The organism is Rhizobium sp. RSm-3 (assembly GCF_001854685.1).
In the GTDB taxonomy this organism is placed as follows: Bacteria; Pseudomonadota; Alphaproteobacteria; order Rhizobiales; family Rhizobiaceae; genus Rhizobium; species Rhizobium ecuadorense.
In genome coordinates this window covers 1-23,450 of sequence record NZ_MAWZ01000030.1, presented here as the reverse complement: position 1 = coordinate 23,450, position 23,450 = coordinate 1, and the positions used below count along the sequence as shown (strand labels likewise).

Below are 23,450 nucleotides of genomic sequence, written 5' to 3'. Positions count from 1 at the left end.
GTGGTCCCGCCTCGCTTCCGGAATTATGCGCCGGCGCTCTTCAGCAGGGTTCTCTTCTCGCAGCCATCTCCGAAACCGCTGCTTTTCCGGCATTTCCGCCAGAGAAGCCCGCGGACGCGCGTTTGCTCATCCGGACGCTCCGTTGCTCGTCTGCGGCGGCATTTCGAGTCTGGCGGGCTACTATTCAATGCCTAAAACACGCTTGCAACTGTTCGATTTCTAACGCATGCCTTATCTGTACAAACTACTTCGAGACAGGGCCGTTACAAGCGCGATGGCAAAGCCACAAACATTTGACAACCAACAATCTCCCAAGCGGCTGATCGGTTATGCGCGGGTGTCGACGGATGAACAGGTCCACGATGCCCAGTTGGACGAGCTGCGTGCAGCCGGCTGCGATCGGATCCATCAGGAGCATGGTTCCGGAGCATCGCGGGCTCGACCGGTGCTGACGCGATTACTCGCTGAACTTAGCGCCGGCGACGTCCTCATTGTCGTGCGCCTCGATCGACTGGCCCGATCCGTCAGTCATCTCTTGTCGGTGATCGAGGACCTCGAGGCCCGCGGCGTGCATTTCCGGTCGATCCGCGATCCAATCGATACGTCGACCCCGCAGGGCATGTTTTCCCTTCAGGTCCTCGGCGCCGTCGCGCAGCTCGAGCGGGCGCTAATCGCTGAGCGTACCAAAGCCGGCATTAAGGCGGCGAAGGCACGCGGCAAGCTTCCTGGAAATCCCGGTCTGCGAGAACGACGGCCGGAGGCGATCAAGGCAATCTCGCAGGCACGGGAGAAGCTCTATCTCGATGAACTCATTGCATCGGCGCAGACGTGGCTGCCGATGGTGCGTCAACTCCGGCCGCAGCACAGTTGGGACAATGTCGTGCGGGTTCTCAATCGCCGTGGCCACGACTGGACCGTCGAACGCCTTCGTCGCGCTGTTCATCGCATGGTACGCGAAAAGCTCGCGGAGAAGGAACTCCTTGCTCGATCCCCTCGCCGGGCTCCCGAAGACTATCTGATGAAGCTGGTGGCGGCAATTGCCATTGCCGATCCCAACCTGTCGCTGCGCGACATTGCCGCGCAACTGGACCAGATGGGAGAACGGCCTGTGCGCAGCGGCAAGAACTGGCAACCGTCCTCGGTGCGGGTCCTGCTGGACGAAGCCCACCGATTTGGCCTCATTCGCCGTTGAGGGCATGGTTCATCCGACGCCCGATGGCAGAGAGTCTTTTCTTGTCGCTATTCGACTGCATAGCCGTCAGGTCCGGCCTTTGGGGATCTGTAGCGCCAGGACCGCTAGTCGCTATCGCTCCGCGGTTTCAGCTCAGCGCCTACATCCTCGCCGCGGAGCCGGCTTCCTCCGCCTGCTCGCCCCCTCCCCCGGAACGTGCTGAAGGCTTCAGCCGCGGTGATTATGATCCGCAGAGGCGCGCGGGCCATGACCCTCGGCGGCGCGGGTAAAAGCAGAGGACAGCCGCTCCCCTCGCTACCAAAAAGCCGTCTCGGCTGCACGACGAATTCGGGCGCGAGCCGGAACTCAGTCAGACAGTATTTGTTTCTTTTACAATCCGTCCGCGTTTCGGCGTTCTTTCAAGGATGCTCGACAATTTGATTGAGCCATTTGTCCGCGCCGCCAGCTATATTTCCTACAAGAATGATTACGGCCGAAGATCTGCAAACATTCGTTTTACGACCAGCAAATTTCGACTGTCCTCGAAGCCTGGGAGGTCTTCGTCCTGAAGCATCCTGCGGAGACCGCCGTTAAGATTACAAAGCAATGTCTCCTTTCAGTCGTGACAAACACCGCGATTGTTCGTTCGAACACGAAGCCGCTCAATCGGCTCCGTGCATCAACTGACCTTACTACACCAGCCGCATAGAAGGGCTGTCGGCCATTCTACCCGGGCAACCATGACCAATGCCCTTAGAACGTCATGTACGATCAAAAATGACCGCCAAGACCCCGCGACCCATGGCGGCGACAGGACGGTACCTATCTCTACACAACCGATCTTGTGAGAGGTGGCGCGAGGAGCGGGTCATGCGCCGTCCATAGTAGCGCCCGAAAATGTCGTTTCTTTTCAGAGTGTTGTAGCTGTGGTCAGCTGACCACCGGAAAAGCAGCTGTTGGCAGTGCGTCCCACCCCAAAAGACTTGCTGGCCCACGACAGCAGAGTCTGGCGAAAAACCTCGATCAGTGGACCCGCTGACCTAGCACTCAATCCTCTCCGGCAGCGACTAGATGTGGAGCCTCAACAGGTTGTCCTGGGTAAGAGCGAGCCTAGTGATTGGTGGTTTTGAGTTTAGACTTCCGTGAGGCCTGTGCCAATTGTAGCGATGAAGCCATCGTGGCAGTTCGGCGGCGCGCATGTCCGAGTTGGGATAGGCGACGGCGTAGGCCCACTCTCTGAGGGCGGTCTGGATGAAGCGTTCGGCCTTTCCGTTGGTTTTAGGCGTATATGGTCTGGTGCGAACGTGCTTGAGGCCGTTGTCGCGACAAGCTTGGCCGAATGGCTTTGATGTGTAGCAGGGACCATTGTCGGTCATGACGCGCTCGACCGCGATCCCGAGGCTGGCATAATAGGCCAATGCCGCCTTCAAGAAGGCCACGGCGCTTTCTTTCGTCTCGTCCGGCGATATCTGTGAGAAAGCGATGCGAGAGGCATCGTCGATGGCCACATGAACGCATTCCCAACCGGCGCCCCAACTCTTGCCTCTGCGCGAACTCTGGCGAGTGCGATCGCCGGTGATGCGGTGGCCGACCTCATGAAACCGGCCGAGCTTCTTGATGTCGATATGAATCATCTCGCCGGGAGCCTGGCGTTCATGACGACGCACAGGCTCGGCCGGCTCGATATCCTTGAGGCGGGAGAGGCCTGCGCGCTTGAGAACCCGGCTCACCGTCGCTGCAGATACACCGGTTTCGATCGCGATGTGCTTGCCAGTCAGGCGCTGGCGGCGAAGCGTGATGATGCGCTCCGCCAGCGCCTGACTGGTCTGCCGGGGCATGGCATGAGGTCGGGAGGAACGATCGAGCATCGCCTCTCGACCACCGGCCTTGAAACGCTCGACCCAACGGGCGACGATCTTGGCCGCGACGCCATAGGCCTGTGCTGCCTGAGCCTGGGTCAGATGCCCTTCGATAACAGCAAGCGCCATTTGTTCCCGGCGCAACGGCGTCAGTCGGGCATTCTTATGAATGTTCATTCGCGGCGATCCTTCCGACTCGAGGTGTGATAGCTCCAGTCTCCTAAATCCGCTTTGAATGGACAACCTCCCGAAAGCTCACAACTAGAGCCTGCGCGCTCCGAGTACGCCAAGTGGCGGAAACGCGAAGCTTTCATCTCGCGCAGCGTTGGAGCCGGTTGCGGCAATGGTATCTGCATCACGTGCCCGGGTCTGGTCCGAGCGATGAGTGCGGCCGGAAGTGGTTGTAATCGTCGGCCCAGCAATGGCGCTTCGGGCATAATCGCAGCCGAGGAACAGGCTTTGGTTGACCATCTCGTCCCGCATCCGGCCGTTGAAGCTCTCGACATTAGCGTTTTGCATCGGCTTCCCGGCGTGATGCCGTGCGACTCGACACTATGATCCTTCGACCTGGCAAGGATGGCATTCGAGGTGAATTCCGTGCCGTTGTCGGAGACGATCATCCCCGGTTTGCCGCGCCGTTCGATGAGGACCGACAGTTCGCGAGCGACGCGACGACGCAAGATCGAGGTGCACGGGATCGCCGCCAGGCATTCGCGGGTCACGTCTTCGACGAAGTTGAGCACGCGAAACCGCCTTCCGCAAGCGAACTGGTCGTGAACGAGATTCAGCGAGCTTCGGGCATTGGCCTTCGCTTCGACCAGGATCGGGCCACGCGTGCCGACAGTGCCGCCCCGGCTTTTCTGCTTGCGAACGGAAAGTCCTTCTTCGCGATAGAGCCCGTAGATGCGGTCGACCCCAACGGCGCTCCCCCCCCCGCCGAAGCCGCCGGTCGCCGGTCGCCGGTCGCCGGTCGCGAGGTCGCGCAATAGGGCGACTTCTTTATGATGTGGGCGCGCCTGCCCGACCAACGCTTCGATCTTTTGTCGCGCGTCATGCATGACCATGCACTCATCGGCGGCTCTAAACTGCGTGATGTCGTAGAGACAGTTCGGTTCTGCGACACCCAAACGATCGAGCTGCGCGAGCGCGCCGACCGTCCGGCGCGGCAGGCAACGTTGTGCCTGCGCTTCGGCCAGGCGACGATCAGGCGACCGCAAAACCTGCGCGAAGAAGGGCTGCCCGACGGGGTTAGGCTCAGTTGGGTCGAGGTCGTCGAACCGGACGCACCCGACGGTGTCGAGCCCTTGCATTGGCTGCTCTTGACCACCCATGCGCTCTCCAGTGCGACTGACGCCTGGCAGATCGTCGCTTGGTACAAGCAGCGCTGGATGATCGAGCAGTTCTTCCGGGTGATGAAGACGCAGGGCTTCAAGATCGAAGACAGCCAATTGCAGTTAGCGCCGCGGCTGGAAAAGCTCGTCGCCATCGCCGCCAAGGCCGCGGCAATCGTCCTCCAACTCGTGCAGGACCGCAGTGGCGGCGATCCTCACCCGGCAAGCCTGGCAGTCAGTCCCCACGAGATCAACACGCTCGCCGCCCTCGAAAGCCGCTTCAAGGGCAAGACCAAGCTGCAATCCAATCCCCATCCCAAAGCTTCGCTCGCCTGGGCCGCTTGGATCATCGCCAAACTCGGCGGCTGGAACGGCTATGCCTCCTCCAAGCCGCCTGGACCCATCACCTTCTTCAACGGACTCAAATACTGTGCCGATGGCTGGGCCTTGCGAGATAGGTATATGCCTCAGTCGTTCGGTGGAGAAATGTTCCACTGGATCATTTGCTTTTGGTCACGAACAAAATCCAGCGACCAGCGGGCAGAGCCTTCGCGTTGGCCAGGATCGGTGCGCGCGTGCCTGCAAGTTCGCTTACGGAAGGGGGTTTCGCGTGCTCAACATCGTCGATGACGCGACGCGAGAATGCCTCGCGGCGATCCCCGGACACCTCGATCTCCGGTCGTCGCCTCGCTCGAAACTCGCAATGATCTCTCCGACAACGGCACCAAACTCACCTCGAATGCCATTCTTGCCTGGTCAAAAGACCATAGGGTCGAGTGGCTCATTGCGTCACCTCGCCCAAGATAGCGGTTGATGAATTCTCCCAGTGTTGTGGAAGTGCCGCCGCGAATCAGCCCCGTAGATTCCGGCGCTGCGGATGGCAGCAGGTAGTTGTTCCTATTGCGTCCTATCCATGCGGCGCCATCGCCCACTCGCGATTAGCCGGCACAGCCGGCCGCCTTGCGATTTGCCGCGCCGGTGCCAATGAATTGATGAAAGGCGGCTGCCATTTCGTGCGAAGACTTCGCTCCTGGTCTTGTTCGTGCGCGACCTTGGGCGCGTTCGTATTGAGATCACGGTCTACTGTTCCCCTAAGAGGCGTCATTTGGCTCGGGAGCCAGACGGTAACCGGCACAATGCCTGCGACAAGCCGCCTTTGAAAGTTGGTGTTTTCCAAGAGGTTAGCTTGGTGGTCAGCTGACCACAACCGAAATCCTCAACGGCAGGAATAACGATCAGCCGCACTTACCCAGCCCTCAAACCGCCTTGCCCATTGGCCTTCAACAACGCCATTATCATCGGGCCAAGCGAGAATTCACCGCGCTCACTTCGGCGCGTTAGATCCCGCAGATAGCCTCCAGGAGAGTTGATGAAGTTAGCCCTTTCCAGGATGCACGCAATTGCCACCGCAGCATTCTCCGGTCCTAGCGCCTCGCAGGCATCCTGGTAGGCGGAAGGGCTTACCCCCAGCATAGATCGAACCACCACAGCGGCAGACATCAGATCTCGCCAGCTTCCCACGCCGCGCGGTGCATAGTCGCTGATCATCGGGCACGCCTTGAGCACCAATCCCAAGGGGAACGCCCTTTGCGATTCATTCTTCGGCTGAAGGCTCAAGCTCGCCTTTGCCCCCTGCTCCTTTTCGGAGCGTGGTTCAGATTCATTTACGGATTCGGGTTTTGAATTCTGTATGTGCTGCTCGATATGAGCAGCATTGGTGCTAATTTTTTCAGCATTCTCGAGGTTTTCCAAACGATTAAGCACTTCCTCACGGAGCATCTCCATTTCATTGAGAACGCTAGTGACCCCTTCAAGGGTCGGAACGCGCGGAATTCTGCTCGCGAGCGCAATGTAGATGTCCTCGGTCGTCTTCCAATCGCCGTCGGCGCCCTCGACCATTGCAGCAGTAATAAGTTTGCGAACATCCCGCCGGCAAATTGTAAGGCTCTCTTTGGCTTTCCTGAGCGAGGCTCTCTCGGCCGCCACTCTTTGCGCCAACATCGCCAACTCTTCCGATCGCGCCAGGAGGGGCGACAGGTCGAAGCCAAAAGCATTCTCGATCTGGCCATCGTCGCCCTTGCGGGCGAAGCGCTTGCCATTGGCGCTATCCTTACGGACGATCAACCCCGACTCCACCAGAATGGCAATATGCCGCCGCAACGTTGCGCCCGCCATTGCATGCGCCCGAAGCGCCAGTTGGGCATTCGAGGGGAAGACAATCAATTGTGCATCCTGACGCAACTCATTGTCAGGATAAAAACTCAAAAGTGCGTCAAGAACAGCCAGACTGTTCGACTGGATCTTGAGCAGTTCCATCGCGGCGGAAGCGTCTCTCAACACTTTCCACTTATCGGCAGCTTTTCCATGCTTGATTTCCATTGCCGCCTGGCGCCGCACGAGCGCAAGCGTCATTGGCCGCCGCCCGAACGGCGTCGCTACATTCCCCGACTGCATTGTCTCTCACCTTTCAGCAGGCAAAGGAAATTCGCTCACCAAAACGGCGCCAAAGACTCTTGACGAGGATTCGAGGAAATGCGATTCTGTTCTTGCTACAGAGACAGAAGGGCTTCCACGACGGCGACGTTGAGGGAGCTCTTTTCTTTTGCGGGTTACACTCCCTGTTTCCGTTGATGCTTTGCGCGATGCTCCTGGTAAAGCGCCGGCAAATGCTCGAGTACGAAAGCCGCGAAATCCGGCGTGGCTTTCCTGTCAATGGTAATTTCTAGCTTGCTCTTGCTCTGCGTGACCTGCGCAAGCCTGTCGCCATCGGGGGTCGACAGGACGTCTGGCAACCCGCGCGCAGTCCGACGCGGTTTCAGATGGTCGATCACTGCCTTGAACCGTTCCGACGACGGCAGCGCCTGCACCTCCTCCGAGGCAGCATATTTCGCAGCGCCTGCCGGAGGCGATGCTTTCTCAACCAGCTCTGCCAATTGCTGCCAACTTGGGCGTCCAACGCCTGGAGCGGCGCCGATGGCATCGATCAATTCAGAGGGGAGGGCGTCAACAAGCAGGAGCATCTTCGACAAGTTGCTTTTATCGATTGACATAGCCGCGATGACGATTTCTCGTGGAAACTGCTTGTTTAGCTTGTGTGCGAAACGTGCCTTTTCGATGAAGGTGAGGTCTTCGCGCTCATTGTTTTCCTGACCCTGTGCGACAACCAACTGCTCGTCCGTCAAGTCTCGAACAACCGCCTTGACCGGCAGTCCTAGCTCCGAAACGGCGCGCAGCCGGCGGTGTCCAAAGGCAACTTGGTAGTGCGCGGGTTTAACGGGATGAGGTCTCACAAGGATTGGGACCTGCTGTCCTTGCTCGCGGATGGATGCAAGAAGTCCTTCGATATCACCTTGCATGCGATCCTGAACGAAGGACGGCTCGATTGACGACGCGTTCAGTTCAACCACGGCCTGACCTTCGGCGAGACGCCGCTCGATCTCCTCGGCACGACCAAGACGATCATTTTGCTCGCGCAACGCGTTACCGATGTTTGCAGTCAGCTTCGTCGCTGGATCTCGTTCTTTTCTGGTCACGCCGAGAAGCGGCATGGAGCGAGTCTTTGCCGCTCTGTGTTCAGCAGCTGATGAGCTGTCGGGCGCGTCCGTGGTGACGTCAAGGAGGTGCTTCCGACTCATGTGGTTCTACCCCATGCTTTTTTGATTAGAGTTTCGATCTCGTCGTTGACGGCGTTCATCGCCTCTAAGGCCCGATCATAGGTCGAGCGCGTGAACTGTCCGCGCTCAACCTCAAAGAGGGTTTGATTCGTCAGGCCAGCGTCCGAAACGGCGGTCGTCTTGAGCATCGGAAAATTGAGGACATTTTCGCCGAAGATCGAACGCAGATAGCCCACCATCTGGTTCTGCGGGCCATCGCTCGGTTCAAAACGAGTGACGAGGTAGCGCATCCAATTGAACTTGAACTGGGCGCCTGCGTTCTCGATTTCCCGAAGGAGATTCGAGGTCATCGCCAGAAACTGGTTCATCGACATTACATCCAACATCTGGGGATGGACGGTGACGAGGATCGAGGTTGCGGCGGTCAGAGCTGAAAGCGTGAGATAGCCAAGTTGGGGAGGGCAATCGATAACGACGACATCGTAGTTGTCCGCGATGTCTTCGATGACCTGACTGATCCGACCGTAAAAAAGCGTGTCACCTTCCTTCCGGTTCATAAGCGCGCGCGGGGTATCGTGCTCAAACTCCATCAGTTCAAGATTGCCAGGAATTAGATGAAGATCCGGGATGTACGTTCCTCGGACAACCTGCTCGATTGGGACCTGCTCGTCATCATACCGGATGGCGCCATAGAGTGTTTCGTTCGGACCAACGTCAGTTTCTGGCTGACTGCCGAAGAGTGCGGAAAGGCTTGCTTGGGGATCAAGATCAATCGCGAGAATCCGGTAGCCACGCATTGCCAGGTACTGTGCCAGATGCGCGGCTGTCGTCGTCTTGCCCGAGCCGCCTTTGAAATTCATCACCGAGACGACTTGAAGCTGCTCCCCCGTGCGACGATGGGGCAGGTAGCGCCGGTTCCCGCGGCCAATCAGGTCCAGGTGCTTACGGATTGAATGAATATCTTCGATCGTGAACGTGCGTCGACCGCCAGGGCTCATACTAACGTGCAGTTCAGGCATTTCCGAAGCAGTTTGTCTAAGATAAGACTCACCGATGCCAAGCAATTTTGAGGCTTCTGACGGTGCAAAGGATCGAATGCCCTTTTCGGACGTCGGCGGGAAGACCTTGAGATGATGTGCTTGAAGTTGGCTGGAGAGAGCGTCAGCATGACGCTCCATCAATGCGGTCAACCCTTCGACGACCGGCGCTGTGTTTGCTGCGGTTTTCGCCATCTCAAAATCCATTTCCTGCAAGTGGCGGAACTTTTCGCGAAACCGCTAAAGTTCCGCCACTAGCTATTAGAGCCGATTCTGCATTTTGAGCAAGGGGTTTTAGGTTAACGAAAGGCTAACGTGGATAAACCCGGAACGTAGAGTAAATGGATTTTTCCGTTTATATCCTGCAGCTTAGCAAGACCGCGGTACCGATTGGTCATGGTGTGTTTTATTGTGAATCCTACAAATGTGCCCCGGCGATTTAGACGAAAAGCAGAAGACCTCGGCAAAGTCGGTGATCCCCTTGCCGCGACTCACTCGCACAAAACCGTAAGCATTCGACAACGGACGCCCGATTCCAATTCGTGCAGAGTTCCCGGCGCCTAACGGCGGCGGAGAAATTCATGCAGGTATTCGCGATCTCGACACCAAAAATTTACTACGAAGCGTAGCTGCTTCAGGACGATCATAGGCTACGTGCGAGGATCTTTTCCACTCGCACTTGGGATGTAGAAGTAGTCGACGAGTGCGAGGCAGATGGGGTTGACGCTCTCGCCCCGACTGCCATCCTGGATGTCACCGCGGCTGGACCACTTGCAGGATGTGCACGCGATTTGTCTGCGATGGGACCGACCATGCTGGTAGACGTATTTCCGTCTCTGCTCCCGAAGGGCCGCCTGAACGCCAATCCCCTGATGGTCTAGAGTTCTCGCTTTTGCGTCGACACCTCGAAGAGTGGAGGGGAGGGGAGGGGAGATGGTTCCGTTCACGAGGCAACGCTGACCTTGTTCGCCGGCATCGTAGAATGGTGCCTGGGAGGTGGTCTCAGCGAAGTCGTTGCGGTAACGGATATCAGGTTCGAGCGAACTCTTGCTAGCGTCGAATGGCCTCTCCCGCGCTTGGGGCAGCCAGAGAAGATCGTTGCCACCACCGCCATCGCAGGCACGCGTCCAGCAAACGCTGAGACCTTTCTGATGTTGCGGCCGCCCAACTACCGATCTAGTTGCCGTCATCCTTCTCGGTGCGACTCGGATTGTTGGTCTGTTCGGTTCGAACCGGTGCGCCACGAAGGATGAAGCTTTGGACGATGTGGCGATAGGCTCTTAGGAGGGTTCGCGCGGGCAGATGAGGGAAGGCGACATGGCATCTTCGCAGAGATGAGGATGCATCGAAGAACGGGCTGGTAAACCGCGGCTCGTGTTTGAGGCTGGTGGCATTGACGCGGCCCAAGCGCTCCACTCTACCTTCAATAGTTTCGTCGCTCCTTGCGCAAGGGAACACTTCTGCCGCTTGAAACGTCCTTTGCCGTTTGCGCCGACGATATCTCCGAGAAGCTTGTCAAGACCCAGGACATAAGCAAGCCCGCCAGCAAGGCACGTGATTTCATCAGCTTTCTGACTGCCGCCTGTGGTTGTTGGCTAGATTCTGGATGCAAGTAAGTGTACATATTAGGATAGTCGGTGTGTCGGGGAGCGAGAGGTCTCGTATGGAGGTTCGTGGACTCGTAATTACTTGCCCCCGCAAGGTTGAAGAATGGACATTGTCGGTTCCACTCGCCGTATCGTCCGAAGTCGGTGTGCGGATAGAGTTGTGTGGACTCTGCACACCGGAGCAACGCGTTTATCGGGGCGCCAAGCCGACTTACCCCTATTGGGGCGGGCACGAGTTGTCAGGCACGATCGTGTCTCTGCCGGACGATGTACCGGATGGCCTGCGCGTAGGAGACCGCGTTGCGGTGCTTTTAATGCGCAGATGCGGCCAATGTCGTGCCTGCCGCCTCGGACTGGACAACCACTGTGCATATTTAAATCCTAAAGCGAGAGGAGGGGTGCCGCAGGGGCCGGGGGGATTGGCCAATTTTGTGGGCGTACCCGCCTATCAGGTTTTTTCCGTACCTTCCTTTTTGGCTCCCGAGCGTGCCGCGTTAGTTGAACCTGTCGCCTGCGTGGCACGCGGCATAAATAGGGCGCGTGCAAAGGCTGGAGACACTGTGGCCGTCATCGGCGGAGGCACGATGGGCCTTCTCCATTCGATACTTCTGACAACCAAAGGATGCGACGTTTACCTTTTCGATGACGACGTGGCAACGCATGGGCCTGTGATGTCGACCGGCGCCCATGCAACGGGGTCAGTTCATTCTCTGTCTGATCCGAAACTCGTCGAGAAATTAACGGATGGCTGGGGCTTCGACTGCATCTTTTGCACGCGCTTCGGTGTCAGAGGCATTCAGGGGGCCATAGCTGCGGCGTCACGCGGTGCCAGGATTGTACTCTACCAATCGATTCCGACGTCCGATTTGTTATCGGTAGGCGCTAACTTTCTGCATTACCGGGAAATTGAACTGATCGGCACCATAGCCCAAAGCGCGGACGACGTGAGAAATGCCATTCGAACCATCGTTGAACACGCCGCACGCTTCGACGTGCTGCAGGTCAATCTTTGGCCCTCGTCAAACGCCCAAGAGGCATTCGAGCAGGCGCTCGATCCACGTGTTAATCGCGTGATGCTAGATTTCAGGTAATGCTTCTCAGCGTGCCTGCAGCGCGCCTGCAATTTCGTTGCCGATCGAGACTACTTCGACACTGTCGGGGAAATTGTCGGTACGTCCGACGCTGTCGGTCACAACGATGCGGTCGATCTGAGACCGTCCCCAGTTTTCGTTCAGCGACGGCGTGAATATGGCATGGGCTGCGGCAAGGGTTATCTTGCGAGCGCCTGCCGCTTTGAGATGTGCGGCGGCTGAAAAAGCCGTCTGACCACTGTTGATTTCGTCGTCAATCAGGATGATCGTCCGGCCAGCAACGTCCCCCAGAATCTCGACGCTCTCCCGAAAGTCATCATCGTCTCTGCGGTGCTTGCGCATGACAGCGAATGGGCAGCCGAGCAGGGCCGCCAAGTGCTCAGCTCGCTTCGCTCCGCCGAAGTCCGGTGAAACGACCATGTCGCCATCGACGGCCGCAGAACCGAGATGGCGAACTAGGGCGGGAGCGAACTGAAGATTGACGACAGGACAGGCAAATGCGGCGCACAGCTGAGGAACATGGAGTTCGAAAGTTATCAGCCGATCTATACCGAGCGTTTCGATAATCCCCGCAAGGATTCGCACCGGTACAGGTCCGCCGTCGAAGGCAGGGCGATCCGAACGCGAATATGGGAGGTAGGGAAGAACAGCGGTAATCGTGCGGGGACCCCGCGCCCGCACGGCACCAAGCGCTAGGAACAACTCGAAAAGACGATCATGAACGCTGTCAGGAAATGTTTGCACGACCACCACATTTCCGCCAAGCCCGCCGTCGCGCGGAGTGACAGCCATCTGGCCATTGCTGAACACCTGCGTGTTTAGGATCGTTATTCCTGACCGCGTGAGGGCCCGATGGACTGTTGACGCAAACTTTGCAGAGGTTTCGGTTGCTGCGATACGAAGGTCGTTCGCCGCAGGATCTGTACGATATGGTGACTCGGGCGCCATATTTACGCCAGCTCAAGATCGTTAACTGTGGGAATAGACAGCAGTTTGGGCAACACGTCGCCCCAATCATGTTGAAGTGGTACCTCGGTTTGATCAGGTCGAATGAGCTCTAGGAACTCGGACGGTATGTCTATCCCACAGATGCGCTTCATCTGCGTCAGGACGAAATATAACGCCGGCCTCATCTCGTATTTGTAACCTATCGCAGCGACCTCCGCCCAGCTAATATTCGCCATTTCTTTGTGTAGAACCGCATGAAGATCGCCGAACATCAATAGTCGAAGCGAATTATAAAGGAAGGCCTCGTGATAAAGCCTGGCCGAAAGGAACCAGACGGCGCCAGTCGCGGATTGGACCTGCAATATGCGGCCTAGACCGTTTGCAAGACGCACGCCTGACCATATGTCTTCGACATCGATGCCGACGGAGAGATTTACATGCATATCAATGAAGATGGGCATGTGCAGCTTCTTCGCGGAATCGATGTATCCCTTTACGTGGCGGTAGCGCAGCTGGCGTGGCACCGCGGGACCAGGGAACGGAGATTCAACGGATTCTATCCTTACAAACACCGGCAAGGAATAGCTTTCGCGGAAGGTTTCGTCATCGAGTTCCTTTCGTTCCGGATGCCAGTTGCCATTTGAAGGGTCGAAAATACCGTGCCGGTAGCCGAGATCGAACATGAGCCGCTGCACGCGCTGCGCGTCAGCGGGCTTGACCATGATGTCGAGATCGGTCATCGGCCGTAGGAGTGGATCGGGATAGTGGAGAAGCGCGAGATCTGGTCCCTTCACCAGGAACCAGGCGATGCCGGCCCGATCCAGCGCATCCATGATTTCTGGCAGATTGCGAAATTCGAGTGCGGACCTGACCTTTGACATGACAGTCCAGCACTGAACGTAATGCGCCGCCTCAGTAGGCAATAGTGTCAACAAATCGAGGCGGCGCAAGTGATTCTCAAGCAGCGGCACCGTCCGATTATGCTCGGCGCGCCATACCACATAGGGCCAGTTGACAGGCTCCTTGCAGAGACGAACCAAACGCTCTTCATCCTCGGGTCGTAGGTAGGCCCGGCAGGTGATCAGCAAAATAGAGTCTTCTGGTGACAACCGAAGCATCGCGGAGACTCCTGATACGGCTGCGTGATTTATTTCGAACTTTCCGGGCTGCCGAATTCGGCTAGTGTCTGCCTCAGGTCGGCGAACTGTTGTTCGAAGGAAGCGAAACTCTGGTCGACGTTTTGTCCAAGCAACTGTTCAAGGCTGAGCGTTTCTTCAGCGCGTTCCTCTTGTCCAGACATAAGCTTGTAAACCGAACTTACCGGCAGCAATCGCGACAAGAGTTCACCACCGCGGCCCGTCTGGGCGCTGTCCCGAATTTGCCGGATGCAACTTTCGGCAAGCAATCCGTCAATCACGATTACCAGCTTGCCATCCTCTTCGTCAACGGCGTAGCCAAACAGTCGGGAACTAGCCATTGCCGCTACCTCTGAACCTTCTTGAGGTCTTCCACTTCACTGCGTATCTGCAGCAATTGTGCCTGAGCCGAGAGAAGTTTGGCGAATGCGGCGGTAACCGCCTTTGCCGATTGTGTGTCGGAACCAGTCATCCTAACCGGTCCTCGCCCAATGCGGCGTCCTACAAGACCTGAATCGGCGGCGCGCGGCCAATTGGCTTTGCCAAATTTCTTCGAGGCGGTTATATCAACGTAGTAGTCTTGTAGTTCGCCGTTAGCAGCGAGTGAGCCGGATTTCGACCGTTGCGATCTGCGTGACACCTTTAGCGATTGCTCTAATTTTACAAGGCCAGCCGTCAATTGCTGAGCTTGGTCATCCAAACCCGCCTGCAGCCGGGCGAGTCCTTCCGCGAGACGAGAAATCACCTGGGCTTGCTGGGCGGCTGCTTTGTTGCCGGATCGTATCGCGTTGTTCGCAAGTGTGTGCGCCACACCCGCCGCACCTCGGAAAGCTCTGCTCATCCTCAATCCTCCACGTTATTTTTGTTGACCTGGTTAAATTACGTCGTCGACACAGCAATTATTACGTCGCGCCTCCTGCGTTAGTGAGTGTGTTGCGCAGCAGCCGCGATTTCCTCCGAGAAGTTATAGACAGGAGCTTCGGCGGCGGGCCGACGCTCTTTCGCTATAACTCCGCGGCGGTAGGTGGAATCTTTCGTCGGGTCCACCAGGGCGTACTCCGGAAAACCTCCGTTATTGTAAAGTTCCTGGCACAGCGGATAGGGCGCGTCCTTTTCACCATAGTGCGACCAGCTACTCATCTTGCAGACGCCGCGACAGACTGGATAAAACACGCAGTTGCCGCAGACGCCCTTAACCTCGCCACTCACCACCTCGCGTAGCTCATGGAAGAACGGGCTGTTGCGCCAGATTTCCATCAAGGGCATTTCGAAGGCATTGCCGGCGATCATTTCCGGATCATCGTAGGAGGCACTGCACATCGAAACTTGTCCGTTCGACAGTATGCCCAGTACGTTGTCGCCCCAACCGCAAGTATGCACGCCGTTCAGATACTTGAGAGGCATCAGAGCCGGCGGCAGAGTCATGTATGCAGCGCCACTCTCAAAATGGGGAGATTTCAAAAGATCGCCTATCAGTAGCTTGCATTCCTCCAAGCTTATCGCATTGTCCTCATGGCTGCGCGCGTTGCCCATCGGATGTATGTTGAGCAGCGTCCGATGCTTCTTGATGCCCCAGCCGAGCACCAAATCTATAATCGAAATCACCTTGTCATAGTTGTTGCGATAGGCAGTCGTCGTTACCACCGTAGAGATGTCAGTTTTTCCAAGCCGCTGCAGGACAATCGCAGTCTTGGCGAACGCACCCGATTTTGCTCTGAAAGCGTCGTGCGCCTCTGGGTCGAAATGGTCGAGGCTGATGAAGACCGTCAAATTGGGGAGCCTACTTAGCTGCTCGATCGTGAACTCGTCAAAGAGGGTTCCATTCGTCTCGAAAACCAGCTCCTTCAGCCCACAGGATGCGAGATATTCCATGACTGCCATGAATTCCTTGTGAACCATCGGTTCACCCCCGGAAACCTTAACCTTGCGCAGCCCATTGGGTAGTGCTTGCTCGATCAGTCCTTGGATCGCCTCCAGGTTGAAATCAATGCCCTTGGCCTTGGGCCCGACGCCTGCGATATAACAGTGGTGGCATCCCAAATTGCACTTGCGGGTTAGAAACAGATAGATCGTTTTAATTTCGTTTTCCGAGACGACTCGTTTCGAAAGTTCACTTGTGACGAGGGCCTGTAGCGTCTGACTGGCTACATGCACGTCCTGCGGTGTCGAAAGCCAATCAGGGGTATTCATGCGCTTGCCTCCTTACGTCTATGTTGCTGCGCTAGCACGTCATCGCACTGATCACTGGTGCGTCGTCCAATTGACGCCTGCCTTTCAAAACTTCGATTTCGAGTATGAATGCGTATCCGGCGATCTCTCCGCCTTGGGACTTGACAAAATTCCCAGTCGCCCGAGCAGTGCCACCCGTCGCTAGAAGGTCATCAGCAATCAGGCATCGCAGGCCGTCACCGATGAGGCCGGCAGTTACCTCCAGGGTTCCGGAGCAGTATTCACAGCTGTATTCAAATGAGAGGACGTCCCCCGGCAGTTTACCGGGTTTCCTTACCATGATGAAACCGCAACCGAGCCTATCAGCCAATGAGGCGCCCAAGATGAAACCACGCGCATCAACCGCCAAAATGGCATCGATTTCTGTTCCCGACACTTGGCTTGCGACGGTAGAAACGACTTCGCCCAATGCACCTCTACCAGCCAGCATAGGCGCTATATCCTTGAACAAGATCCCGCCTATCGGAAAGTTAGGAAATTCTCGTAATGCTTCTACACCGGATTGGTTAATCCGTGACGCCCCGCTATTTGGAACAGCTACAATCATTTTACTATCCCCCACATGTAACCATCTAAGAGCCTCGTAAGGTGCGATGGCCTCGCGCACTTTGTGGCCAGCCACCAGATGAGGCCCTGGCAAGCTTATCAGCGGCGGCCGCCGCCGCGCCTACCACGTTCCTCCGGGCCGGCACGGGTCCGCTCTCTGACCAGATCACGCCGGAATTCGCCAGCGCCGCGAACAGATGAAACATCAGTCGGCCGCATAATGTTGTCTCCTCGAAAGCGGCTCCGATCATGATTCGTCCAGCCCTGATCTTAGTGCCGAGTCAACTTTACGTCGCTTTGGGGTTCGTCAGGACCTTGTCAAAAGCATCCTTGACCGGCTTTGAGATTTCCTCCACCGCCCTGCTTGAGAGCTCCCGGACTTCCTTGGCGTGCTGCAAACTTGTCTCAACCCGCTTGCGGAAAAAGGCCGACTGCTGTTCGAGGATCTGCGACGGCGAATTCGCGCCCAGCAAAGCTTGCAAATGTGAGAAGCCGGCCTCGGCGTCGGCTTGCAGTGCAGCGATCGTCTTCCACCACAATTCGTTGCCGAATAGACTTGTCGTTTCGAGGATCGGAGGCAGCATTTTCTGTGTCGCTTCAGCGCCGGACGCAAATTTCAAAAGAGCCTCTGTCACCTGCTTGTTCCCCTTTTCAACGGATGCGCCGAACTGATCTGGCACCTTGAGCGGCGATGACCCCGGGTTTTCGATCGTTTCAAATGATCTTTCGGAAATCTTGGTCATTGCATTTTCCTTCTCTTTGAGTTGGTTGCAAGCTGTGACATCGGGATTGACCCCTTCCGCCGGCGGACTATGCATGGCCGCTTTGGTAGAACGCGGATCCGATGACGAACGGTCAGGTGGCCTCCGTTCCGTTCGTTTCATGAACCGGCATCATGCAGACTGCTTTCTGCCGCTTGTAACCAGGGATCAGCAAACACCATGCCAACTGCTCCGACGCGCCAAGAAGATGATTTTCGTTTATCGATGGGCGGGTTGAGGGCAGGTTGATGTGTATTTGGCGGAGAGACCGGCGAACAAAACGTTCCAGTCACGACAAATCTGACAAAAGTGGCGAATGCCCGACATTTGCGAAAAATGTCGACGGTTGCGCTGGGGACAAGGGAATTCACGCGGACTTCAAATCGCGCCAAGGATCATGTGCCTGTTCGTGGCTAAGGGGCGTTACTCGACTTCTCGTGAACGTCCCTGGCGGTCTTATCAACCCTTGTCCTGGTTCCTGCTTTGCACCACCTTCCGCTTGGAGCCATGAAGAGGGTCGTTGTTTCGATAATTTGAGGATGGGCTGCTTGGCGATTTGTTCGTAGCCCAGCTCGGGTCCATACGTCTCGGTACGGTTCGCCTGCCTATCCTGTTCACGGCACTTTCGAACATAAGACCGAACGTCATCAGAGCGATCGCTGTGATGCGCAACATATTTCATTTGGTACGACGTTTGCTGGTGATCGGTGACGCTGGTTGACCATAGGCTCTGATGCCGATCTCGTCGGACAAGGACGCAATTGAAGTCAACTACGGAGGTTTTCGGGACCTGACACGATGATTGGTTCGGTGCATGCGGAACGCTTGGCGGCACGAGGATGACACCGAAAAGTACGTGGGGTCTAATCAATGGAGTGAAAAATGAAAAAGTATGTTTGCGAATTCTTCGGGACCTTCACACTTGTCTTCCTCGGCTGCGGCACATTGCTTTATATGCGTCAAGAGGTGGGCCTGTTGGGTGTCGCTTTAGCCTTCGGGACGACCGTGGTTGCAATGGCCTACACGATTGGCCCAGTCTCGGGCGCGCATCTCAATCCGGCGGTCAGCCTGGGTTTCCTCGTGTCGCGCCGATTGAGAGTGTGGGACTTTCTCGCGTATGTCTCCGCCCAATGTGCAGGAGCTATCGCGGCGGCAGGCACGCTCTACCTTATCGCTATGAACAAGGTCGGCGGTTACGATATCACCCTAGAAGGTTTCGCCCAAACCGGCTGGGTAGTCTACGGATGGAGAGCTGCGTTCCTATTCGAGTTTATCGCCACGTTCCTGTTCGTAACTGTATTCCTCAAATGCACGGCTGGACGCGGCGCTGTTGCACGATTGGCGATTGGACTTGCCTTAGTTGCGATCCACCTTGGCGGTATCACCGTTTCGGGTTCTTCTGTGAATCCAGCACGATCGATCGGCCCAGCACTTTTCGCAGGAGGGGCGGCACTCTCTCAACTCTGGCTTTATATATGTGCGCCAATGCTCGGCGCTATTGCGGCCGGCCTTCTTCAGCTCAGGGGGATCGTCGCGTCAAGCGAGCCGCAAAGTCTGCGCCAATTTGAATCGCGCGAAATGACCAGCGACATATCCAGCCCGGTTTCATTCTTTCGCCACCGAAGGAGAGGTATCCCAAAAAGGGAAAGCCACTGATCGAGGAGGGGGTCTCGACCTTGACAGGGGAGCGCATCCCCAGACACTGGCCGTTGCATCCCGCATATCTTGACGCTTACTGCGATCTTCCTACGGATTGGGACCACGGTCGTCTCTGACGTATCGACAAACGTCGCATACGGATCGACAATGGCAGCCCAACGTCCAGCTATCATTGGCGGCGATCCAAAACGGCGGCGATCGCGGCCAAAGCCTCGTGTATCGCGATACTCACCGACCTTCCGCTCAAGGTTGTCAAGGGTCCGCGATACTCATCCATACCGCAGATGCGTGTCATTAGGAGCATGAATTTTACAATGGTGAGGCTGCCATATAGGACACGTTGGGCGGCGGATCTAATGGAGCAAATCTCCAGCGTCTGGGGGTTGCGCTGGGGTGCCGATCCACACCCAAGCGCCGGTAGGTGATAGACGATACCCACAGCGGCTAGGAGCCATTGAATCGGCAATATGTTCTTTTGATACGGTGTCGCGCAAGTTTGGCATGGAGAATCATATGCAATCGCAACAATAGCCGAGTGCAGAGTCAAGCAGCGCTACTTGCATACGCGCAAATGTCCGTTAGAAGATTTCGACGACGTGGCAGCCCAAGCAGTTGCGCGGCAGCGAGTTTAGGCGGGGCGTACGTTGCGGCGAAAAACAGCCAATGGACACGCCGAAAACGGCTACTGGGCCTAAGTCGCCACGGTCGCCCTGTGAACTTGGAACCCAGGCAAATTGTATGACCGTTGGCCGTCGTTCAGCATGCCGAAGTCGGAGCGCTGATCGGAAGCTGGATTAGCCTGCATGATGAACGAGAGGTTGGAAAATGCCGCTTTCAAAGGCTCCCGTAGGCATCGTGAGATGTTGAGAATGCGAGCAAGAATTGTAGGTGGAAAGACAGTGCCTGAGGCGCCAGAGGCCGACGATCGCGATCTAGCTTTAGACTTCGCCAAAGGAATACTCATTGTCTTGGTGATTTTCGGTCACCTGATACAATATATCTTTTACGAGGGTGATGGCTTCTGGGATTCGGCATGCTTCAAATCGATCTACATGTTTCACATGCCTCTCTTTATGGCGATAAGCGGATATCTCTCTAGATCAGGGCTACTAGGCAAATCGTTCAGGCAAGCCATCGGTGATCGCGCGCTGCAGCTCCTGGTGCCGACGCTGTTCTGGTTCACCCTTTTGGAGGCAGTCAAATTGCTCATGTTTCCCCGGCCGCCGGACGCACCTGGCAACCTGTTGCAATTCATGCACGATTTCGTCGGCACATACTGGTTCATCTGGGCTGCGTTTGCTTCTTTTCTTTTGGTCAAACTTATTTCGATCTTCAACTCCGGGTCGGCACGCTCTTTGCTTGTCTCATCCATACTGGTCGCAGTTGCCCCCGTGACGTTTTCTATATTCCCTCTCATAAAGTACACCTATCCCTTTTTCTGCATGGGATTTTCATTTGCGCAGTCGAGAGATTGGTGGACGAGCATAATGCGGTATCATAAGCCACTCCTGATGATGTCCGCCTCTATCGCGGCTAGCTTGTGCTTCATGGCGTGGCGCGAGGACACCTATGTCTACAACAATCTCGCCTTAATCCAGGATCTGCAGTCGGCAAAAGATATCCTTCTGATGTTTTTTGGCTCGACAGTGGCCTCTGCAGTGATGATCGAGATTCTGCTTCAATCCTGGAAATTGGACGCTCGAACCGGGTGGTTCGCTTTATCGCCGTGGAAGTGGGGCAGAGCACGCTCGTGTTGTACCTGGTGCAGGCTACGGTATTCCGTCTCATGGATTTGATACATTACGGAGAACAATGGGCTCCCACAATGAGGTCTGGCGCGGCGGGAATTCTCGGGACGATGATCATTGCCGTAGCACTAGCAGTTCGCTGGAGCGTGCGCGACATTCCCTATCTGTCCCAGCTCATGCTTGGAACGCCACCCCGCCTCGTTCGTTTGCCGAGCAATCCTGCGAATAACTAGCGGTGTTCAATTCTCAACCTAAACTTCGTCAGCAAGCAAGCATGCCAAGGCACGCGTTAAGGGGCCCATTTTTAAAGGATCCTTTTGCACGAAGATCGGCTGAGGTCCGACTGATGTGCCAATCACGTATCGAGAATCCGCAAACCCCTCCGCGCCCAATGCTCCGCGACGACGCGGGCGCTTGACCCCCAGGGTATCGACTCCACCCTCTTTGAGGTTGCCAAAGATTCGGTTTGCTTCGCACTTGTTTGGGGTCCGCTTGCCGCCAGGTCCCGTTGTCCCTGCTAAAATCGCGAGCGTTCGCTAAGGTACCAGAAACGCTTTTCCGGCCTGTGCTAAGCAATGACCGGAAACAGCGAGTATCGCCTCAGCGGTCACACCGAGGCAGCACTGCTCCATGACGGCCGCTGCCACAGTCATCCTCTTGCCGGCGCCGACGGTACCGGCCAGCTAGGTCGTGCCGGCAGCATGATCCCCCGGGTGCCGTGTTCTGGTGCGGATAGAGAGTGAACGCGGCCGACGCACGCCGGCAACTTAAGATACACGCCGCCGAGGCGCCCAGGGGCTGGTTGTTGAAACGGTCCTAAAACCTTGCGGCCGGTCGATCCGGTGGGCATCGGACCAGGACCCGGCCCTGAAGGGCCATCTGATCTTCGTGAGCTTCCCCTTTGCCGGCTACGTCTAACAGCCGTTCACTGTGGAAATTCAGAGCGTTGTTGAGCTGTCGCCGGCGTCGCGGGGGCCTATGCCTGCATTCCATTTGCCCGCGGCATTCCCCCAAATGACGGCGCTAACTGTCGAGGAAGGGAGCTCCAGCCAGTGATGCATGCGGGTCTCGGAGTCCATCACTGGGAGGCGCTGTGATCGCCAAGCAAAGAAGATCGACCGGCTGCACCTCGGCAAGCGGCCGGACATTGCGCCCAATCCGCGAATTGAGAGCGGAGCGGCTTCGGCGGGTGTCATTTGTTGCTGACGTGGCCGGAGAATAGGTTCCGCCGCTGCACCGGGATGCCATTTCTTCGATCCCCACCGCGTCTTGTCCGGTTCACGACAACGTTGTCCTCGATCAATTCTTCATGGGCTAGCTAAGAAGCTGGAAACAATACAGATGCCGTGTTCCGAACCTCAGCGGAGGAGACTGGCATGAGTCTTGAACTCCCAGAACTACGCGGCGGGCAATCGCCTGGTGGAACGTGTGGCGTCCGGTCGAAGTCGATTTGAACCTTGAAGGGAAAATACATGGCAGGTCTGCATCAGTTCGCACGGAAAAGGGGGTATCGGCAAGTACACGGCCTCTCAAGATACTCTCACTGTCCTTGTCGACCTCGAAAAGCTGATTCCACCCCCCGCCTGATCCTCAATTCGAAAGCCCGAGACACGGTTTTACACCTGGCGGCGAATAGGTTGGTTGAGGGTGGAGTTCGCGGCGAAACCTACCGCCACTGGACTATCGCGACGGGAATCTCGCTTGTGAAGCGCTTTTCGTCAAGCCCGCCAGCGTTGCCCGCCGCTTGCCGTTGTTGTTGCGGCCGCCCCGTTTCGAGGGGCCATGTCATTCGTCCGGGCCAAGTTGCGTCGCCACAGGTCCCATCTGCCGCACCATTTTAAGGGATGGTGTTACCGGAAGCGGGTGTGGCCCTTAGTCAAACCGCATCCAACACTCAGGAGGATTTTAACTGATGTCAAACGTCACCCCTGTCCCCAACAATGCTCGATTAGATGAGAAAGATGCTCTCGCCACGCCTTTCATTAAGTGCCTCTTGCGTCTGATGCGTGCTCAAGACACCTTTGAATTGTGGCAAGAGAAATCGGACACCGATTTGCTCTGTGATTTCATCGTGACGAGGCAGCAGCGTAGGGCGATTCCTCTCATCGGGGGACCTGACCTAGAGGTGCAGTGGCGGCTTGAGATCTTCTATGCCGCCGTAGCACTTGCTATAGAGGAGCAGTCCGGACTGATGGCGTCACCGGTGTTGACTGTGAACCATGAGGGATTCGGTCGGATATTACTCACGGCGGGGCGGCTCGTAGTACTCTCGAAGACGCTCCGCGACGTACATCGATTTGGCTTCGACAACCTCCAAAAGCTCGCCGAGGCGGGAACTGGCCTGGTCGATAATGGCTTAACAACAATTAAGACCTATTCAGATGTAGCGCGCGTTTAAGTGCGGTTGAAACGGCTCATATAGGGCGGAATTCTTCGCTAATCTGCCCAGCAATCAAGCAATCCGGGGGTGTGCCCTAGCGTTCTTGGCGCGGGGGGGGGGCGACATGGAGGAACCTGCATGACAGTGCGTTCACTACTCACTACGGCTCCTCTTTGGCTCCGGCGTATCTCACAAGCACTGATCAAGCGACGTGTATTGGCTGCGCCCCTTGTTTTCTGGTCTGCCAGTGTTCGGCAGGAAGGTAGGTGGTTGGCCTTCAAATGACCTGCCACTGAATTTTCATCCGGCGGCGATTAGAGCCTCGGCGGTCTT

Annotated in this window: 16 protein-coding genes and 4 pseudogenes; 8 read left to right on the top strand and 12 right to left on the bottom strand. The window is 56.6% G+C overall.

Going from position 1 to position 23,450, the window contains the following annotated elements:
• The first annotated feature begins 274 nt into the window (after positions 1–274).
• A complete protein-coding gene (locus BBJ66_RS22350) occupies positions 275–1,192 on the top strand; it encodes a recombinase family protein (protein WP_008534020.1) in 918 nt (305 codons plus the stop codon).
• Between the two features lie 1,046 nt (positions 1,193–2,238).
• Here BBJ66_RS22350 and BBJ66_RS22345 read toward each other — a convergent pair.
• Positions 2,239–3,207 carry an IS481-like element ISRel2 family transposase gene (locus tag BBJ66_RS22345; RefSeq protein WP_011053284.1) on the bottom strand — a complete coding sequence of 323 codons (969 nt, stop codon included), beginning with the start codon at positions 3,205–3,207 and terminating at the stop codon, positions 2,239–2,241.
• Positions 3,208–3,291: 84 nt separating this feature from the next.
• Positions 3,292–3,926 (bottom strand): annotated as a pseudogene (locus tag BBJ66_RS22340) (integrase core domain-containing protein); the annotation flags it as partial.
• A gap of 105 nt (positions 3,927–4,031) precedes the next feature.
• Here BBJ66_RS22340 and BBJ66_RS22335 point away from each other — a divergent pair.
• Both BBJ66_RS22335 and BBJ66_RS33615 read left to right on the top strand, forming a co-directional pair.
• Positions 4,032–4,991 (top strand): IS4 family transposase, encoded by a 960-nt coding sequence (locus tag BBJ66_RS22335; protein WP_041684010.1) that lies wholly within the window; start codon positions 4,032–4,034, stop codon positions 4,989–4,991.
• Positions 4,945–5,156, top strand: a pseudogene (locus BBJ66_RS33615) (IS3 family transposase); the annotation flags it as partial. The gene BBJ66_RS22335 and the pseudogene BBJ66_RS33615, both read left to right, overlap by 47 nt.
• A gap of 450 nt (positions 5,157–5,606) precedes the next feature.
• On the opposite strand, the gene repC reads toward BBJ66_RS33615, so the two are convergent.
• From repC to repA, 3 genes are all read right to left on the bottom strand, one after another.
• Positions 5,607–6,815 carry a plasmid replication protein RepC gene (gene repC / locus BBJ66_RS22330; protein ID WP_011053503.1) on the bottom strand — a complete coding sequence of 403 codons (1,209 nt, stop codon included), beginning with the start codon at positions 6,813–6,815 and terminating at the stop codon, positions 5,607–5,609.
• Positions 6,816–6,970: 155 nt separating this feature from the next.
• Entirely contained in the window at positions 6,971–7,996 is a 1,026-nt protein-coding gene (gene repB, locus BBJ66_RS22325; protein WP_004672729.1) for a plasmid partitioning protein RepB, read from the bottom strand.
• Positions 7,993–9,207: a plasmid partitioning protein RepA gene (repA, locus tag BBJ66_RS22320; RefSeq protein WP_011053501.1), complete on the bottom strand. Its 1,215-nt coding sequence runs from the start codon at positions 9,205–9,207 to the stop codon at positions 7,993–7,995. The genes repB and repA overlap by 4 nt, the downstream gene beginning before the upstream one ends.
• 434 nt (positions 9,208–9,641) lie before the next feature.
• On the opposite strand from repA, the pseudogene BBJ66_RS33605 reads away from it, so the two are divergent.
• Positions 9,642–10,265 (top strand): annotated as a pseudogene (locus BBJ66_RS33605) (acyl-homoserine-lactone synthase).
• A gap of 353 nt (positions 10,266–10,618) precedes the next feature.
• Positions 10,619–11,710, top strand: coding sequence for a zinc-dependent alcohol dehydrogenase (locus tag BBJ66_RS35680; protein WP_309506636.1), 1,092 nt, complete (start codon positions 10,619–10,621; stop codon positions 11,708–11,710).
• 6 nt (positions 11,711–11,716) lie between these two features.
• On the opposite strand, the gene prs is transcribed toward BBJ66_RS35680, so the two are convergent.
• From prs to BBJ66_RS22280, 7 genes are all read right to left on the bottom strand, one after another.
• A complete protein-coding gene (gene prs, locus BBJ66_RS22310; RefSeq protein WP_011053499.1) occupies positions 11,717–12,658 on the bottom strand; it encodes a ribose-phosphate diphosphokinase in 942 nt (313 codons plus the stop codon).
• 2 nt (positions 12,659–12,660) lie between these two features.
• Entirely contained in the window at positions 12,661–13,776 is a 1,116-nt protein-coding gene (locus tag BBJ66_RS22305; RefSeq protein WP_004672715.1) for a nucleotidyltransferase family protein, read from the bottom strand.
• 29 nt (positions 13,777–13,805) lie between these two features.
• Complete coding sequence (locus tag BBJ66_RS22300) at positions 13,806–14,135, bottom strand: hypothetical protein (RefSeq protein ID WP_004672714.1); 330 nt, start codon at positions 14,133–14,135, stop codon at positions 13,806–13,808.
• A gap of 5 nt (positions 14,136–14,140) precedes the next feature.
• Positions 14,141–14,635, bottom strand: coding sequence for a hypothetical protein (locus tag BBJ66_RS22295; protein WP_004672713.1), 495 nt, complete (start codon positions 14,633–14,635; stop codon positions 14,141–14,143).
• A gap of 80 nt (positions 14,636–14,715) precedes the next feature.
• A complete protein-coding gene (locus tag BBJ66_RS22290) occupies positions 14,716–15,984 on the bottom strand; it encodes a radical SAM/SPASM domain-containing protein (protein ID WP_004672712.1) in 1,269 nt (422 codons plus the stop codon).
• 31 nt (positions 15,985–16,015) lie between these two features.
• Positions 16,016–16,570, bottom strand: a complete 555-nt coding sequence (locus BBJ66_RS22285; protein WP_004672710.1) for an adenine phosphoribosyltransferase — start codon at positions 16,568–16,570, stop codon at positions 16,016–16,018.
• Positions 16,571–16,856: 286 nt separating this feature from the next.
• A complete protein-coding gene (locus BBJ66_RS22280) occupies positions 16,857–17,312 on the bottom strand; it encodes a phasin (protein ID WP_041684036.1) in 456 nt (151 codons plus the stop codon).
• Positions 17,313–18,212: 900 nt separating this feature from the next.
• Here BBJ66_RS22280 and BBJ66_RS22275 point away from each other — a divergent pair.
• From BBJ66_RS22275 to BBJ66_RS22265, 3 genes and pseudogenes are all read left to right on the top strand, one after another.
• On the top strand, positions 18,213–18,986 hold the full coding sequence (locus tag BBJ66_RS22275) for an aquaporin (protein ID WP_004677031.1): 774 nt from the start codon (positions 18,213–18,215) through the stop codon (positions 18,984–18,986).
• Positions 18,987–19,858: 872 nt separating this feature from the next.
• Positions 19,859–20,970 (top strand): annotated as a pseudogene (gene nolL, locus BBJ66_RS22270) (nodulation factor fucose acetyltransferase NolL).
• A gap of 1,679 nt (positions 20,971–22,649) precedes the next feature.
• Complete coding sequence (locus tag BBJ66_RS22265) at positions 22,650–23,135, top strand: NifX-associated nitrogen fixation protein (RefSeq protein WP_004677039.1); 486 nt, start codon at positions 22,650–22,652, stop codon at positions 23,133–23,135.
• Positions 23,136–23,450: the final 315 nt, after the last annotated feature.